The sequence below is a fragment of the Bradyrhizobium sp. 35 genome (assembly GCF_023073215.1).
In the GTDB taxonomy this organism is placed as follows: Bacteria; Pseudomonadota; Alphaproteobacteria; order Rhizobiales; family Xanthobacteraceae; genus Bradyrhizobium; species Bradyrhizobium canariense_D.
Genome location: NZ_JADPJC010000050.1, coordinates 271658 through 286382 on the forward strand (window position 1 = coordinate 271658; position 14725 = coordinate 286382).

General features: G+C 64.0%; 22 protein-coding genes and 1 pseudogene. 13 read left to right on the forward strand and 10 right to left on the reverse strand.

Annotation, left to right across the window (positions count from 1 at the left end; genetic code table 11):
- Positions 1 to 20: 20 nt before the first annotated feature.
- A pseudogene (locus IVB36_RS09485) lies at positions 21 to 302 on the reverse strand (GFA family protein); the annotation flags it as partial.
- A gap of 59 nt (positions 303 to 361) precedes the next feature.
- On the reverse strand, positions 362 to 859 hold the full coding sequence (locus tag IVB36_RS09490; RefSeq protein WP_085395946.1) for a peptide deformylase: 498 nt from the start codon (positions 857 to 859) through the stop codon (positions 362 to 364).
- Between the two features lie 76 nt (positions 860 to 935).
- Between IVB36_RS09490 and IVB36_RS09495 the strand changes: the two genes are divergently transcribed.
- Both IVB36_RS09495 and IVB36_RS09500 read left to right on the forward strand, forming a co-directional pair.
- A complete protein-coding gene (locus IVB36_RS09495; protein ID WP_085352877.1) occupies positions 936 to 1520 on the forward strand; it encodes a TetR/AcrR family transcriptional regulator in 585 nt (194 codons plus the stop codon).
- Positions 1521 to 1625: 105 nt separating this feature from the next.
- Positions 1626 to 2195: a DUF308 domain-containing protein gene (locus IVB36_RS09500; RefSeq protein ID WP_247391355.1), complete on the forward strand. Its 570-nt coding sequence runs from the start codon at positions 1626 to 1628 to the stop codon at positions 2193 to 2195.
- Positions 2196 to 2226: 31 nt separating this feature from the next.
- Here the strand turns inward: IVB36_RS09500 and IVB36_RS09505 are convergent, their stop codons facing one another.
- Complete coding sequence (locus IVB36_RS09505) at positions 2227 to 2688, reverse strand: cupin domain-containing protein (RefSeq protein ID WP_018459171.1); 462 nt, start codon at positions 2686 to 2688, stop codon at positions 2227 to 2229.
- A 420-nt stretch (positions 2689 to 3108) separates the two neighbouring features.
- Here IVB36_RS09505 and IVB36_RS09510 point away from each other — a divergent pair, with 420 nt between their 5' ends.
- Positions 3109 to 4329 (forward strand): MFS transporter, encoded by a 1221-nt coding sequence (locus IVB36_RS09510; protein WP_247391357.1) that lies wholly within the window; start codon positions 3109 to 3111, stop codon positions 4327 to 4329.
- A 22-nt stretch (positions 4330 to 4351) separates the two neighbouring features.
- Here the strand turns inward: IVB36_RS09510 and IVB36_RS09515 are convergent, their stop codons facing one another.
- The 3 genes from IVB36_RS09515 to IVB36_RS09525 all read right to left on the reverse strand — a co-directional run bounded on the left by IVB36_RS09515 (position 4352) and on the right by IVB36_RS09525 (position 6096).
- Positions 4352 to 4738, reverse strand: coding sequence for an ester cyclase (locus tag IVB36_RS09515; RefSeq protein WP_204510968.1), 387 nt, complete (start codon positions 4736 to 4738; stop codon positions 4352 to 4354).
- 56 nt (positions 4739 to 4794) lie between these two features.
- Positions 4795 to 5667 carry a bifunctional helix-turn-helix transcriptional regulator/GNAT family N-acetyltransferase gene (locus tag IVB36_RS09520; RefSeq protein ID WP_204510969.1) on the reverse strand — a complete coding sequence of 291 codons (873 nt, stop codon included), beginning with the start codon at positions 5665 to 5667 and terminating at the stop codon, positions 4795 to 4797.
- Positions 5668 to 5742: 75 nt separating this feature from the next.
- A complete protein-coding gene (locus IVB36_RS09525; protein WP_085352880.1) occupies positions 5743 to 6096 on the reverse strand; it encodes an MmcQ/YjbR family DNA-binding protein in 354 nt (117 codons plus the stop codon).
- 162 nt (positions 6097 to 6258) lie between these two features.
- On the opposite strand from IVB36_RS09525, the gene IVB36_RS09530 reads away from it, so the two are divergent.
- From IVB36_RS09530 to IVB36_RS09570, 9 genes are all read left to right on the forward strand, one after another.
- The gene (locus IVB36_RS09530) at positions 6259 to 6606 is read left to right on the forward strand and encodes a Lin0512 family protein (RefSeq protein ID WP_247391359.1); all 348 of its coding nucleotides are present in this window, start codon (positions 6259 to 6261) and stop codon (positions 6604 to 6606) included.
- Between the two features lie 4 nt (positions 6607 to 6610).
- A complete protein-coding gene (locus IVB36_RS09535) occupies positions 6611 to 7303 on the forward strand; it encodes a GNAT family N-acetyltransferase (protein WP_085384875.1) in 693 nt (230 codons plus the stop codon).
- Between the two features lie 74 nt (positions 7304 to 7377).
- Positions 7378 to 8562, forward strand: a complete 1185-nt coding sequence (locus IVB36_RS09540) for a serine hydrolase domain-containing protein (RefSeq protein ID WP_346731038.1) — start codon at positions 7378 to 7380, stop codon at positions 8560 to 8562.
- Between the two features lie 98 nt (positions 8563 to 8660).
- Complete coding sequence (locus tag IVB36_RS09545; protein ID WP_247391363.1) at positions 8661 to 8870, forward strand: DUF2892 domain-containing protein; 210 nt, start codon at positions 8661 to 8663, stop codon at positions 8868 to 8870.
- Complete coding sequence (locus tag IVB36_RS09550; protein ID WP_247391365.1) at positions 8867 to 9385, forward strand: sigma-70 family RNA polymerase sigma factor; 519 nt, start codon at positions 8867 to 8869, stop codon at positions 9383 to 9385. Before IVB36_RS09545 ends, IVB36_RS09550 begins: the two co-directional genes overlap by 4 nt.
- Before the next feature lie 3 nt (positions 9386 to 9388).
- A complete protein-coding gene (locus tag IVB36_RS09555; RefSeq protein ID WP_247391367.1) occupies positions 9389 to 9736 on the forward strand; it encodes a carboxymuconolactone decarboxylase family protein in 348 nt (115 codons plus the stop codon).
- Between the two features lie 34 nt (positions 9737 to 9770).
- Entirely contained in the window at positions 9771 to 10436 is a 666-nt protein-coding gene (locus IVB36_RS09560) for a DUF429 domain-containing protein (protein WP_247368782.1), read from the forward strand.
- Between the two features lie 114 nt (positions 10437 to 10550).
- On the forward strand, positions 10551 to 10694 hold the full coding sequence (locus IVB36_RS09565) for a hypothetical protein (protein WP_162847292.1): 144 nt from the start codon (positions 10551 to 10553) through the stop codon (positions 10692 to 10694).
- Positions 10695 to 10787: 93 nt separating this feature from the next.
- On the forward strand, positions 10788 to 11492 hold the full coding sequence (locus tag IVB36_RS09570; RefSeq protein WP_247297681.1) for a glutathione S-transferase N-terminal domain-containing protein: 705 nt from the start codon (positions 10788 to 10790) through the stop codon (positions 11490 to 11492).
- 2 nt (positions 11493 to 11494) lie between these two features.
- Here the strand turns inward: IVB36_RS09570 and IVB36_RS09575 are convergent, their stop codons facing one another.
- From IVB36_RS09575 to IVB36_RS09585, 3 genes are all read right to left on the reverse strand, one after another.
- Entirely contained in the window at positions 11495 to 12277 is a 783-nt protein-coding gene (locus IVB36_RS09575) for a sulfite exporter TauE/SafE family protein (protein WP_085352886.1), read from the reverse strand.
- Positions 12278 to 12280: 3 nt separating this feature from the next.
- Positions 12281 to 12913 carry a TetR/AcrR family transcriptional regulator gene (locus IVB36_RS09580; protein ID WP_085362174.1) on the reverse strand — a complete coding sequence of 211 codons (633 nt, stop codon included), beginning with the start codon at positions 12911 to 12913 and terminating at the stop codon, positions 12281 to 12283.
- A 211-nt stretch (positions 12914 to 13124) separates the two neighbouring features.
- Positions 13125 to 13496 carry a tRNA-binding protein gene (locus tag IVB36_RS09585; RefSeq protein WP_247391370.1) on the reverse strand — a complete coding sequence of 124 codons (372 nt, stop codon included), beginning with the start codon at positions 13494 to 13496 and terminating at the stop codon, positions 13125 to 13127.
- A gap of 107 nt (positions 13497 to 13603) precedes the next feature.
- Here IVB36_RS09585 and IVB36_RS09590 point away from each other — a divergent pair, with 107 nt between their 5' ends.
- Complete coding sequence (locus IVB36_RS09590; RefSeq protein WP_018459155.1) at positions 13604 to 13978, forward strand: ArsC family reductase; 375 nt, start codon at positions 13604 to 13606, stop codon at positions 13976 to 13978.
- A gap of 3 nt (positions 13979 to 13981) precedes the next feature.
- On the opposite strand, the gene IVB36_RS09595 is transcribed toward IVB36_RS09590, so the two are convergent.
- Positions 13982 to 14665 (reverse strand): hypothetical protein, encoded by a 684-nt coding sequence (locus IVB36_RS09595; RefSeq protein ID WP_247391372.1) that lies wholly within the window; start codon positions 14663 to 14665, stop codon positions 13982 to 13984.
- Positions 14666 to 14725: the final 60 nt, after the last annotated feature.

Sequence of the window (14725 nt, forward strand, 5' to 3'; positions counted from 1 at the left end):
TCGTCCAGCGTGCCGACATAGATGCCGATTAAGTCCGGCTTCTCGTCCGGCTTGTTGTAGATGGGCGAGCCGCAGTTCGGACAGAACCCTTTGCGCTTGACCGCTCCGCTGACGGCAGTGCGCTCGATTTCGCGCACCTCGCCTGTCACCGCGACTGCGCTGCGCGCGAACACGAAGATGGAGCTGTGGCCGCTGCCGGTATCGCGCTGACAGTCGCTGCACTGGCATTGGAAGCCGCGGATCGGCGCGGACGCAATGGTGTAACAAACCGCGCCGCAGGCACAACGACCTGAATATGTCATTCGTCTCCCTCCCAACGGGCCGGCGCGATTTCACACAAGCCGGATATTTGCCGGCCCGCTCACTCGCGCGACATCTTCTCGAACCTCTTCACCAGCCGCTCCCGCTTCAGCCGCGACAGGCGCTGGATCCAGAACATGCCGTCGAGCTGGTCGATCTCGTGCTGGTGGCAGACAGCACGCAAGGCTTCCGACTCCTCTTTGTGCATGCTGCCGTCGAGATCCCGATAGCTGATCCGCACGCGGGCGTGGCGCTGGACCTCGTCGTTGACGCCGGGCATCGAGACGCTGCCTTCGCGATGCAGGATCATCTCGGGTGAGGCCCATTCGATCTCCGGATTGACATAGGTCTGTGCACCGTCCCTGGCGTCGAGCTCGAGCACGACGACGCGCAAGGGCACGCCGACATGCGGCGCCGTGATGCCGATGCCGGGCGCGGCGCGCATAGTCTCGAGCAGATCATTTGCAAGCTCGCGGAGCGCATCGTCGAACGCGGTGACGGGGTGAGCCGGCATGGCGAGCCGGCGGTCGGGATAGCGGACGATCGGGCGAATGGTCATGCAAGCTCCTAGCACTCACGGATGGTTGAAGCATCCCGTTCTTGACGCCCTACCAACTGGAAGGTAGCTAGGGACCATGACCCACGTTTCCTCGACAGCCGACGACATCCTGGCCTGCGCGCGCAGCTTGATCATCGCGGGCGGCTACAATGGTTTCAGCTACGCCGACGTGGCCGAGGTGGTCGGTATCCGCAAGCCGAGCATCCACCATCATTTCGCCAGCAAGGTCGATCTGGTCCGCACGCTCGTGTCGCGCTACCGCGCCGAAGCCGAGGCGGGACTGTCCGCGCTCGAGCGCAATGTCCCTGATCCGCGCGACCAGCTCGAAAACTATGTCGCGTACTGGAAGGCGTGCATCAATGATGCGACAGCGCCGTTCTGCGTGTGCGCGCTGCTGGCCAGCGAGCTTCCGATCCTGCCGGAGGAGGTTGCGCTCGAAGTCCGTGCGCACTTCCGCTCCTTGGCTTCCTGGCTGACGGCCGTCATGGAGCGTGGCAAGCGGAAAGGGCAACTCAAACTCTCCGGCACAGCCCGCGTCGAGGCCGAAGGATTCATGGCGACCATTCACGGCGCCATGCTGTCGGCGCGTGCCTATGGCGATCCAAAGATGTTCGGTGTGATTACCACCCCGCTGCTGGACCGGCTGTCCAACAAGCACTGAGAGACATCGGCGAGACGATGACGATAGCCAGCAAGTGGGCTGGATCGAAGACGGTTTCGTTGTGTGTAAGAAAACTACCAACTAGTAGGTATAGGAGAGACTGCGATGGCGCGATATCAATTGAATCCGGTTCATTGCGACCGCGAGCGATGGCTGAAGCAATATTACTTCGTGCGAGCGGCGTTCTCGGTTGCCTGGGTCGCTGCTGCGTTTGCCGCCGGGGCTTCTTCTCCAGTGATCGCCGGCGCCTTGCTCGTCCTCTATCCCGCATGGGACGCCGCTGCCAACTTCGCGGACGCGGTTCGCAGCGGCGGACTCGCTCAAAGCCGCCCGCAGGCTCTGAACGTTGTGGTCAGCCTGGCGACCACCGTCGCGGTGCTTGTGACCTTGCAGATGAGCATGAACCGGGTGCTCGGAATCTTCGGGGCATGGGCGATCCTGTCGGGATTGCTCCAACTCGGAACGGCCATCCAGCGCTGGCGGAGTTTTGGCGCGCAATGGGCCATGGTGCTCAGCGGGGGCCAGTCGGCTCTCGCAGGCGGCTTCTTCATCTTTCAGGCCACGATGCCCGCGATCGCGAATGTCGCGGGCTATGCTGCAGTCGGTGCGCTCTACTTCCTGGTCTCGGCGGTCTGGCTCACGGTCGGCGAGTGGCGGCGTAGCGCGGCTGTTTGAAGCCTTGCCATTCAAGCCTTGTCGCGGACGCTCACCCGTCCGGATAGGGCGTGCCGTCCTTGTGCACGAATCGGCCGTCGGAGTTGGCGCTCATCATGTCGATGTCGGAGCAAATCGTGAGATCGTCGGGCGAGCGAGAGCCGACTTCGAGATAGAGGGCGATGGCGCTCGAACGGTTGATCAAGTGATGGCCGTTGCCGCTGTTTTTCGCGAAAGCGGCGCAGTCACCGGCGCGGAGCACGATCTCGCATTTGTCCTCGATCAGCGTCACTTCGCCTTCGAGGACATAGACGAATTCGTCCTCATGCGAGTGCCAATGCCGCTGGCTCGACCAGTTGCCGGGCGGCAAGCGCATCAGGTTGACGCCGAAATCGGACAAGCCTCCGGCATTGCCGAGCCGCTGCCGGACCCGATCGGCGCAAGGTGCATCGAAGGGCGCGGGGTAGCCGGCGCCCTTGCGGGCGGGTACGGCAGCGATGTCGATTTTCGGCATAAGCATTTCCCTGCAGTTCTCTAGCGTTGCGTGGCCTGGCACATCGCGGAGCGCCAGGCGCGTCGTCGAACCCGGTCACGGATTTCGCCGCATCCGCACGGCCAGTTCCGCACGGCAAGGCCGGATGGCGCGCGAGGAGGCGGACGATCACGTTAGCGACGGGACGAATTCAATAGCGGCGGGATGATGCCATCATGCAGGTGTTTTGCCCGACGAGTCAAACGGCGGGTCTTCCTTCGCACTGCAAAGAGCTGCGCTGTAAGTCCTTGATCCGACAGCGCCCCGCTACTGTGCATGGGGTTGTTTTCGCGTTTTTTGTTTGGCAGGTCACAAAAGCGTGCCGCAAAAACTTGCGTCGGCCTGTCGGCCCACCATGTTCCCATTCGTCTTCCACCCAGACAGATCTGACGGGAGACCAAAATGAACGCTTCCTCCTATCGCTGGGTGATCGTCGCCGCGGGCGGCTTGCTCGGCTGCGTCGCCATCGGCGGCATGTTTTCGCTGCCGGTATTCCTGCAGCCGATCGCAAAGGACACCGGCTGGTCCGTGACCGGCATCTCCAGCGCCATGACGATCGGCTTTCTGGCAATGGCCTGCACCAGCATGGTCTGGGGCACGTTGACGGACCGGTTCGGGCCGCGGCTGGTGGTGCTGACGGGATCGACGGTGCTGACCGTGAGCCTGTTCGCGGCGAGTCACGCCACCTCGCTGCTGGCGTTTCAGTTCGTCTTCGGGCTTCTGGTCGGAGCGTCCTGTGCGGCGATCTTCGCGCCGATGATGGCGACCGTGACCGGCTGGTTCGACACCCATCGCAGCCTCGCGGTCTCGCTGGTGTCGGCCGGCATGGGCATGGCGCCGATGACGATGGCGCCGCTCGCGGCCTGGCTCGTCTCCGGCCATGACTGGCGCACCTCGATGCAGATCGTGGCGCTGGTGGTCGGCGCCAGCATGATCCCGGTCTCGTTCCTGGTGCGCCGCCCGCCGGCGCTCGCGCACGCCGTGGCCGCGCCTGCGGGCGAGGGGGCCGTGCAAGGTGAGATGTCGATGGGAGAGGCGCTGCGCTCGCCGCAATTCCTGATCCTGCTCGCGACCAATTTCTTCTGCTGCGCCACGCATTCCGGTCCGATCATTCACACCGTCTCCTATGCCGTGAGCTGCGGCATCCCGCTGGTCGCGGCGGTGACGATCTACAGTATCGAAGGCTTTGCCGGCCTCGGCGGACGCATCGCCTTCGGCCTGATGGGTGACCGCTTCGGCGCCAAGCGCGTGCTCGTCTCGGGCCTGCTGTTGCAGGCCTTCGGCGCACTCGCCTATGTCTTCGCGCATCAGCTCGCGACGTTCTACGCCGTCGGGGCCGTCTTTGGCTTCATCTATGCCGGCACCATGCCGCTCTACGCGGTGCTGATCCGCGAAAATTTCCCGCTCAAGATGATGGGCACCGTGATCGGCGGCACCGCCATGGCCGGCAGTCTCGGCATGGCCACGGGCCCGCTCGCCGGCGGCCTGATCTACGATGCGTTCTCGAGCTACGCCTGGCTCTATATCGCCTCCTGGGCGATGGGCCTCGGCGCCTTCCTGATGGCGATGAATTTCAAGCCGTTCCCGAAGCCGCAAGCGGAGTTGGCGCCGGCGGCAGCGTAAGCAGGTTCATCGAGGCGCAGCGCTAGAGCTGCGCCTCGATCGCGAGCTTGTCGACGATGGACCACACGTGCCGTATTTTTCCGTCGCGAAATCGATAGAACACGTTTTCGCAAAAGGACACGCGCCTGCCGTTCACATCCAGCCCCAGAAACTTTCCAGCCGGCGTGCAATCGAACTTCAGCCGGGACGCGATGTGGGGCGGATCGCAGACCAGCAGCTCGATGTCGAAATGCAGATCCGGAATTGCGCGAAAATCCTGCTCCAGCATGGCGCGATAGCCGGACAGTCCGAATGGTCGCGCATTGTGGGCGACGTCATCGTGGACGAACTGTCCGAGGGCGGGCCAATCCTGCCGGTTCAGGCAGGCGATGTAGTCGCGGTAGATGTCGGCGAGGTCGGACCTGGTCATGGCGTGCTCCTGCGGCTCCGGCCCTAACGCGGCAACGAGAGAAAAGGCGCCGGCGCTCACAGGCGTTTTTCGAAGAACAGGTCCGGGTAGGGGTCGTCATTGAAGCGGGGGATCTCGCTCCAGCCGCTTCGTCGGTAGAGCTGGCCGGCTTCCGCCAAGGCGCTGTTGGTGTCGAGCCGCAATAGCTTGATGCCGAGCCCGCGCGCGGCGTTCTCGGTCATGTCCATCAGGCGCCGGCCGAGCCGCAATCCGCGCGCCGCCGGTGCGACCCACAGCCGCTTGATCTCGGCATAGCCGTGATCGGTGCCCTTGAGCCCGACGCAGCCGACCGGTAGCGTGTCCGACATCGCGACGATGAACGTGCCGCGCGGGCGGCGCATATCCTTGGCGTCGGGATCGCGCGACAGCGAGACGTCGAACCCCTGCTTGAAGCGGCGGCCGAGCTCGCCATAATATTCGCCGAGGCAATAGCGCGCCTGTTCGCTCCGCGGGTCCATCTCGTCCAGCGTGACGCGCTCGCGCGTCAGCGCGGAAGCAACCAAATCCATCGCCGCCAGCAGCGCCTCGCGTTGCGCATGTTGGGCGAGGAAGCCCTCGGCCTGCGTATTCGACAGCGCCTCGTAGGCCGCGAACTCGCGCCGGCCCGCACGCGTCAACGTCGCGACGCGACGGCGCGCATCGTCCTCATGCGCATTGGTCTCGACCAGCCCTTCGTCCTCGAGGCAGCGGAGGAGGCGGCTCATCAGGCCGGAATCGAGGCCGAGATAGTCGCGAATCTCGGCCACGTCCGAACGTCCATGCCCGATCGCGTTGAGCACGCGCGCCGCCCCCAGTGGCCGCCCGCGTCCCAGGAATGACGTGTCGAGCGCGCCGACAGCGGACGTGACGGCACGATTGAAGCGGCGGACGCGGGAAACAGGGTCGAGCATGATATATCTGACTTTAGTCAGACATATCATCGAAGTCAATCAGTGCACGTTTTCGCTTCACCAGCGAACTGCGCTTCAATCCAGGCCCAGGACCTTGCGGGATTTCCGCGTGAGTTTCGCCGCGATCAGCGCGTGCGCCTGCGCCAGATAGGCCGTGAGCTCGGCGTCCGGCAGCGCGTTGTTGCCGACGAGTTGCACCCATTTGGCGCGCGCCAGATAGGGCGCCGGCCGCGCAAGGCCGTGCTCGATCAGCATGGCATAGGCCATGTTCGAGACCTTGAACATGTAGCCGCCGGAGCGCGCGGCAAAGCCGCCGCCGAGTGCGAACATCTTGCCGCCGACCTTGAACACGGAGGTACCCTCCCACTGCACCACCTTGGTGACGGCGGGCAGGCGCAGGCAGCGGGTTTCGAAAGTTTTGGGAGTCATCGCCTAAGCGATAGCACAGCGTACGCGGCTTGCAACGCCGCAACGATGGAGCGCCTCTGCGTGCCGCACCGCGTCCGCGATACGAGAGGAACGACCCCACTTGTATCGTGCCGTCCGATCCCCCACACTCCACATCACTCAATCAGTCACAGGAATAAGGTCATGGCTCGCATTCGCTGTATCACCGAGATGGGGATGGGCGTCGACGTTCACGGCAGGGACGCCACCAAGGCGGCGAAGCGTGCCGTTTCTGATGCCATCAGGCATTCGAGCCTCGGCTTCTTCCGGATGATCGACAAGACTGCGAACGACATGTTCGTCGACGTCACGATCGCGGTGCCGAATCCCGAAGCCGTCGACAAGGACGCGGTCGCGAAGGAGCTGCCTTACGGCACCGTCACCGTCAACGCGGTGAAGGGCGGGCTGGAGATTCCCTCGGCTGCGGAGCAGGGTAACGACCCCCTCCTCATCGCCAATGCCGCCGTCATCGTCAGCTTCGATAAGGACTAGGCCGGTGTCCGACGGTGACGTGACCCTACTGGATCGCCCGATCTGGAGCGCGCTGACGACCAGCCACAAACATCTGGCCGAGGGTGGCCCGGGAGCGCTGCGCTATCCGGTGGACGTGACGCCTTTTGCCGACATGGTCGACATGTCCGAGACGAGCTTTGCCGAGCTCGGCAATCTCCTGTCGGGCTCGCAGGTCGCCGCGCTGTTCACACCCGAGGCCGTCGACGTTCCCGCCGGTTTCAAGGTCGTGCTGGCCGGACCCTGCGAGCAGATGATCGGCTCCCCGGCCGATAGCCCGCTTCGCGATGCCGAGATCGTCCGGCTGGGTGCAGCCGACGTTCCCGCCATGATGGCATTGACGGAGTTGACGAAGCCCGGTCCATTCGCGCGGCGCACGCACGAACTCGGGACGTTTCTTGGCATCCGCGCCGGCGGCGAATTGGTCGCGATGGCCGGCGAGCGCATGAAGCCGGGCAATTTCGTCGAGATGACGGCCGTCTGCGTCCACCCTGATCATCGGGGGCGGGGCTACGCGCAGGCGCTGCTGGCGGCGGTCGCGCGGCAGATCGAGGCGCGCAGCGAAATTCCGTTCCTGCACGTGTTCTCGAGCAACTCGTCGGCCATCGCGCTGTACCAGCGGCAGGGGATGCGGACTCGGCGCCGCCTGCACGTGACTGCGTTCATGAAGCAGAGATGAGCCGCGCCGTCCGGTCAGGCTTCATATCTGGCGAATTCACGCTATATCGATCCCAACCATCATTGGGGAAACACATGGACGCCAGAACACCTGATTTTTCCGCCACGCGGACAGCAATGCAGAGTTACGTCGATCAGGAGATCATTCCGGGTGCATCCTGGGCGGTGCTGCGGGGCCGCGAGGTCGTCGATCAGCAGTGCGTCGGTTTCGCCGATCGCGAGACCAGCACCGCGCTGCGGCCCGATCACATTTTTCGCGCCTTCTCCAATACCAAGATCTTCGTCACCTGCGCGATCATGCTGTTGGCCGAGGAAGGCCGCATCGGGCTCGATGACGTTGTCGAGAAATTCCTGCCGCAACTCGGCAATCGCAAGGTTCTGAAGCCGGGCGCTTCGAGCCTTGCCGACGTCGAACCGGCGAAGAGCCCGATCACGATCCGGCAGCTTCTGACCCATACCTCCGGCCTCAGCTACGGCATCTTCGATCCCGGCACGGTGCTGTTCAAAAGCTATAACGAGGCACGCGTTCTCAATCCGTTGACGCCGCTGACTGACATGATCGACCGGCTCGCCGATCTGCCGCTGTCCTTTCATCCCGGCGCGTCCTGGGAATATTCGGTTGCGACCGACGTCCTCGGGCGCGTCGTGGAGGTCGTCTCCGGCAAGCCGCTCGACGCCGTGCTCAAGGCGCGCATTTTCGAGCCGCTCGGCATGACCGACACCGGCTTCCACGTGCCGGACGCGCAGCAGGGCAGGCTGGTCGCCCTCTACAACGGCGCGGACGTGCTCGATCCCATGAAGCCCGGCCTCACCCGGGCCGACGACCTGCCTTATCCGCAGGCCTATCGGCGGCAGTTCCCGCGGCTGTCGGGCGGCGGCGGACTGGTCTCGACCTTGCCCGACATGCTCGCATTGATACAGGCGCTGCTTCCCGGCTCGGATGCTCTGCTGAAGCCGGAGACGCTGCGGCAGATGACGACGAACCAGCTGCCCGCCGGCGAGAACATTCGCTTCGCCAATCTCGGCCCGATCCCCGGCAAGGGCTTTGGCCTCGGCGGCGCGGTCACCTTCGCGCCGATGCCGTTCGATCCCCCGAATTCGACCGGCGAATTCCAGTGGGGCGGCCTCGCCGGCACCCATTGGTGGATCTGCCCGCAGGCCAATACCGCCGGTGTGCTGATGACGCAGCGCTACATGGGCTTCTGGAATCCGTTCTTCTTCGAGTTCAAGCGTCTGGCCTATCAGGCCGTCGGAGGCTGATCGCGAAAAAAATTGCAGGTCGCCGCGAATCCTTTCCGGTCGTCGCGCCCTCTCTTGACGGTCGAGGCATTTTGCTTCGGCTCATCTCGGAGGATGTGATGGCATTTTACAGAAAGAACATCGGCGGCCTGCATCAGGCCGTGCGGATCGCCTTAGGCGTCGCGGTGGCGGTCGCGGCATTCGTGTATCTTACCGGCGCTGCGGCGTGGCTGGTTGCGCTCGGCGGCGCCGGCTTCGCACTGACCGGCCTCTTCGGCTATTGTCCGATTTGCGCGATGGCCGGCATCGGAAGAGGAGGCGCGTCGTGAGCGCGGCCGGGATCTCGCCGGACCTGTTCGAGGCCGCGCGCCTCGGCGATCCCCAGGCGATCGCGTCTCTGCTCGAGACGGCGCAACCGAACATCCGCCGCTACGCCCGCGCCACCTGTCGCAGCTCGGCGGACGCCGAGGATGCGACGCAGGAGGCGCTGTGGATCCTGTTTCGCCATGTCGGCACGATCCGCTCGTGGCTGGCGTTTTCGGCCTGGCTGTTCAGTGTGGTCCGCCGCGAATGCCTGCGGCTTGCCCGCAAGGCAGGCCTCGCGCCGGCGATCGACGACGGAGAGGCAGAGGCGCTGCTGCTGTCGCGTCCTGAAGCCGATTTGCGGATCGACATCGCGGCGGCCTTCGAGGCGCTGCCGCCGCACTACCGTGACGTCGCGCTGATGCGCGACGTCAAGGAAATGACCATCGACGAGATCGCCGTCGCGCTCGGCGCGACCCGGCAGACCGTGAAGGCACGTCTGCATCGCGCCCGCGCCCTGATGCGCGAATATCTGACGTGAGCCATGACCGATTATCAAAGACGTGACGACCTGAAATCTATCCCGGCCTTCGTGGCGCTCGCGCCGGTCGAGGCCAACGCGTTCCTTGCGTTCAACCACGCGGTCGAGCGCAAGGACGGATTGATTCCGCCAAAATATCGCGAGCTGATCTCGCTCGCGGTCGCGCTCACCACGCAATGCGCCTATTGCCTCGACGTGCACACTGCGCAGGCGGCGAATGCCGGTGCAACGCGAGAAGAAGTCGCGGAAGCCGCGTTGATTGCGGCCGCGGTTCGCGCCGGCGGCACGCTCGGCCATGCGTTGTTGGCGCAGCGCCTGTTCGAGCGACATCGGGGCGAGGAACTGGGATAGAGGAGCGGGCGGATGTCCCGCAGAGATCAGGAACTTGCCAAACTATCTCGGCCTCGACGGATTTCGCTTCGGCTGGGTCGTCGCCTGGATCGACCAGCGCGGCGATCACGGCTTTGATTATTCGCCGGGTCTTGCGCGGCTGCTCGCGCTGCCGCATGCCGGGGCGATGATCGACATGCCGATCGGATTGAAATGGAGTGGTTATCGCATCTGCGATTTGCGCGCACGCGAGCTGGTCGGTCCCGCCGTGTTTCTCGGCGCCCGCCGCGATCTCTGGACGTTCGCCGATATGGCGGCAGCCAATCGCCACTACTGGGAGCGCGAGGGCAAGGGCAGGGGCGTATCGGCGCAGCTCTGGAACATCAGGGACAAGATCAGGGACGTCGACGCGATCATGACGCCGGCGCGGCAGGCGACCATCGGCGAAGCGCATCCGGAATTGATTTTTTGGAATTTGGCTGGGCGGGTCCGGCTTGCAAAGAAGACATCGGCGGAGGGCCGCGGGCAGCGCATCGCACTCCTGCAGCAGCGCGGCTTCGGGCGCTTGCCGACATGGCTGACTCAACGACATGGCACCGGCATCGGCGGTGACGATCTGATCGACGCCTGTGCCTGCGCGATCGCGGCACGCGACAGCACGCAGCGGTTCGGCGGGGAGGAGACCGATCCGCGGGGCTTGCGGATGGAGATCAATTATTGAGGCCGTCGGGGTGCGAGGAGCCGGGAAAAAGCTGCAATTTATTTGAAGCTTGCAGGAACAGACGACGGCTGGCCCGCGTTCCTCGTGCGAACCGAACACGGAGAAGCTCGTCCGATGAGGGATGTCAGTCAGTTCGCGACCGCGATGCTTGCGCTCGTCTTCACCGGAGCACTGCTCGTCACCGGCCAGCTCTTCATCGAGCAACGCGCACAGCGCGATGTGATGCACGCCACCAACCATTTGCTGCGGCCATTGTGACCTGTACGGGAAAATGACCTGACTACTCGACCTTGCGTCGTTCGTCCGCTCGCCTAGACTAGGCGGCATCTCATGAACGAAGCCGGGGTCCTGATGTCCGATCTGTCCGCCTTTCCCATCACCAAGCGCTGGCCGGCCAAGCACCCGGAGCTGCTCCAGCTTTATTCGCTACCGACGCCGAACGGCGTCAAGGTCTCGATCATGCTGGAAGAGATCGGGCTTCCCTACGAAGTCCATCTCGTCGATTTCGGCAAGGATGACCAGAAGACGCCGGAATTCCTCTCGCTCAATCCGAACGGCAAGATCCCGGCGATCCTCGATCCCGATGGTCCCGGCGGCAGGCCGCTGCCGCTGTTCGAGTCCGGGGCGATCCTGCAATACCTCGCGGAGAAGACCGGCAAGCTGCTGCCGCAGGACGCCGCGCGCCGTTATCAGACCATCCAGTGGCTGCATTTCCAGATGGGCGGCATCGGGCCGATGTTCGGCCAGGTCGGCTTTTTCCACAAATTCGCCGGCAAGGACTTCGAGGACAAGCGGCCGCTCGAGCGCTACGTGGGCGAAGCCAAGCGGCTGCTCGGGGTGATGGAGATGCATCTTGCCGGCCGGCAATGGTTCATGGACGACGATTACACCATCGCGGACATCTCCATGCTCGGCTGGGTGCGCAACCTCATCGGGTTCTACGGCGCCCGCGATCTCGTCGAGTTCAGCCAGTTCAAATCCGTCGCCGCCTGGCTCGACCGCGGGCTGGCGCGTCCGGCGGTCGAGCGCGGGCTGAACATTCCGAAGCGGCCGTGAGATCAGGTTAGCGCCTTTTGGGTCATGTAGAGCGCCATCAGCAAGATGAGGGCGATCATGACCCGGCGCAGCACCGATTTGCTGACGCCATTAGCCGCGCGTGCGCCGAGATCGGTGCCGACCCAGAGGCCGGCAAGGATGCCGATGATGGCAGGCCAGCCGACCATGAGGCCCTTGCTCCAGTAGATCCAGGCCGCCGGAATATTGGTCGGGATGACCGAGAAGACGAGGCTGACGAGCTGGGCCTGATGCTGCGGCACCCGCAGGCCCGCCGCGAGCCCGACGGTGATCGCGAGCCCACCGCCGATGCCCATGAAGCCGGAGGAAAATCCGGCAAGCATGCCGATGAGGAGCAGCGGCAGCCAAGGCAGCTTGTCTCGGTCGCAGGTCTCATTGCTTTTCTCCTCGCGGTCGCGGCGCAGGATCAGGAGAGCGATCAGCGCGACGAGATAGACGACGTAGGTCCATTGCAACACCGAGTCGGAGACTGCGGCCGCAGCGTAGCCGCCGCCGGCACCGCCGAAGAGAAACCCGATGCCGATCCAGACGATCCACAGCAACGGGCTGCGATTGCCGCTCTGCCAGTAGCGGCGAACGCCCGCGAGTCCCGTCGGTGGAACCTGCGTGATCAGCGATGTCCCCTGGGCGACGTGTTGCTCGGCGCCCAGTAGCAGTACGCTGAAAATCACGAGGCCGCCTCCGGGACTCGTGCCCATGAAGCCCGATGTCAGCCCGCCGATGAGGCCGACCCCAATGCCTGCGAGCAGGTCATGGACCCACGACATCGCTCAGCTCCTGGTCCGTCGCTTGACGTCGGCCTTTGTGGTGCGAAATCCATCGATCACGCCGGTCACGGCCGCCATGCAGGCCTCGATGTCAAAATCCTGGCCCCAGCATTTTTGCAGCACAAAACCCTGGAAGATCGCGATCAGCACGCGCGCGATCGCTTCCGCACCGAGATCGCGTTTGATGAGGCCGTCATGCTGGCCCCGCTCGACCAGGGCGACGATCAGGGCGCGGGGCATGTCGATGCCTTCCACGACGCTGGTGCGGACGCGGCGGTTGCGTAGGGCTTCGGCCCAGCCATGGATGCCGACACGGCGGCGCGCTTCGCCGGCGGAGTCGGTGAGCCATTGCGCGTAGACGCCGACCAGCGCGTGAAGTCCTTCGATCGGATCGCCGGATCCTTGCGCGACCGAATTGAGCACGGCCTCGCGCCGATGCCGGTCGTCGGCGAGTGCCTCGATCAGATCGTCCTTGCTCTGGAAGTAGAGATAGACCGCACCGTGGCTCAGCCCCGACCGTTTGACGATGTCGGCCATCCCGGTCTGGTGAAAACCGTCCTCGGCGAAGCAGGCAAGGGCGGCTTCGAGAATCTGCTGCCGCCGGCCTTCACGTTGCTTGTCGCTGATTTTCGGCATTCGCCATCCACAAAAAAATGACAAATCAATCGTTTTAGTCGTTCTGCAGGACAAGCAGCTTCGCAACACTGATTTGATAAAAAACGATCAGTCAGTCATTTTTATGTGAAAGGGTATCGTGGTCAAGCCCGAGGAACCGGGGGCCGGGAAACAGGAGGTAACCTTCAAAGGCGCCCCCGGCGGCCAGGAAACGCCCCTTGAGCGCGCGGTCCTAGAACAGCCGTCCGCCGTTCGGCACGGGCTTGCTCGGCTGCACCAGCACGACCTTGCCGTCGGCATCGGGGAAACCGAGGGTCAGCACCTCCGAGACAACGGGGCCGATCTGGCGCGGCGGGAAATTCACGACCGCAGCCACCTGTTGGCCCACTAGCGTTTCAAGCGGATGATTTTCGGTGATCTGCGCCGAGCTCTTGCGCACGCCGATCGCGGGACCGAAGTCGATCCACAGCCGCCAGGCCGGCTTGCGCGCCTCGGGGAACGGCTTTGCATCGACGATGGTGCCGACGCGGATATCGACCGCGAGAAAAGTGTCGAAGTTGATGGTCGGCGATGCGGTCGCGGCTGGATCGTGGGTGACGTGCATGGAGTGTCCGTTCGAAGAGCTGGCATCGTTTTCGCAATATTGTCGCGCGAACCGGAGTTGCGTACAACGCCTTGGGATCACGATACGACGCATGCGCGAGGAACGCTTTGCCCAACATCATCTACGGCATCAAGAACTGCGACACCATGAAGAAGGCGCGCGCCTGGCTCGACAGCCATGGCGTCGCCTACGCGTTTCACGACTACAAGACGGCGGGCGTGGAGAAGGACAAGCTCAAGCAGTGGAGCGAGAAGGTCGGTTGGGAGACGCTGCTCAACCGCGCCGGCACGACTTTCAAGAAGCTGCCCGATGCCGACAAGGAAGGCCTCTCCGAGAAAAAGGCGCTGGCGTTGATGCTAGCGCAACCATCGATGATCAAGCGGCCGGTGCTTGAAGTCGGCGGCAAGCTGCTGGTCGGCTTCAAGCCGGAGATCTATGCCAAGGAAGTCACGACCAAGGAAGCCGCCGCCAAATCGCGCTGACCGCTAGTTCAGCTCGATGATCTCGGTGGGAACACCTGAGCCCTGCTGGTCCGCGAACTCGACCAGTTCGGCCGGCGCGATGCGGCCCGGGGTGCGATGGAACAGGTCGTGGTCGATCACCGCGCGCAATCTCGGGCGCGGCAGCGCGTCATTTCCGCGCATCAGATTCTTGATCTCGAAGCCGCCGTCCTCGCAGAAGGTCTTGAGCGACGCGATGATGTGACAGACCTTGCCGTCGCTCTGGAACGGCAGCAGCAGGCGCTCATAGGCGACGATGCGGCCGTAGATGTCATCGACGTCGGCAACGCTGTAGACAGGCAGCCCACGCGCCACGCATTCATGATAGACCGGCATCACCAGGGGCGCGAGACGCGGCCCGATATAGTCGTCGAGCAGAACGCCCTTGCCGGTGTGTCCATAGGCGCGCGAGATGCGCGTGCCTTCGCTCTTGATGGTCAGACGCGGTGTCGGCATCGACGCATCCACCGTATAATAGATCAGATCGGAGAGCTCTTCCTCGAGCCGCGCAGGCTGGTACTCCCAGATCGCCGGGGCCGTCTGCTCGCGCGCATAGAGCCGCAGCCACGTGTTCAGGAGATCACGCTGCCTGATCGACTTGACCACGGAAGGAGCCGCGCTTGCAAAATCCAAGACGATATTCCCGGCGAATAGAAATTCCGGACGCATGAAACCCGCGCATGATCCTCGCTGCGGGAAAATTTTCTATGAAGGCTGGCGCATGGAACG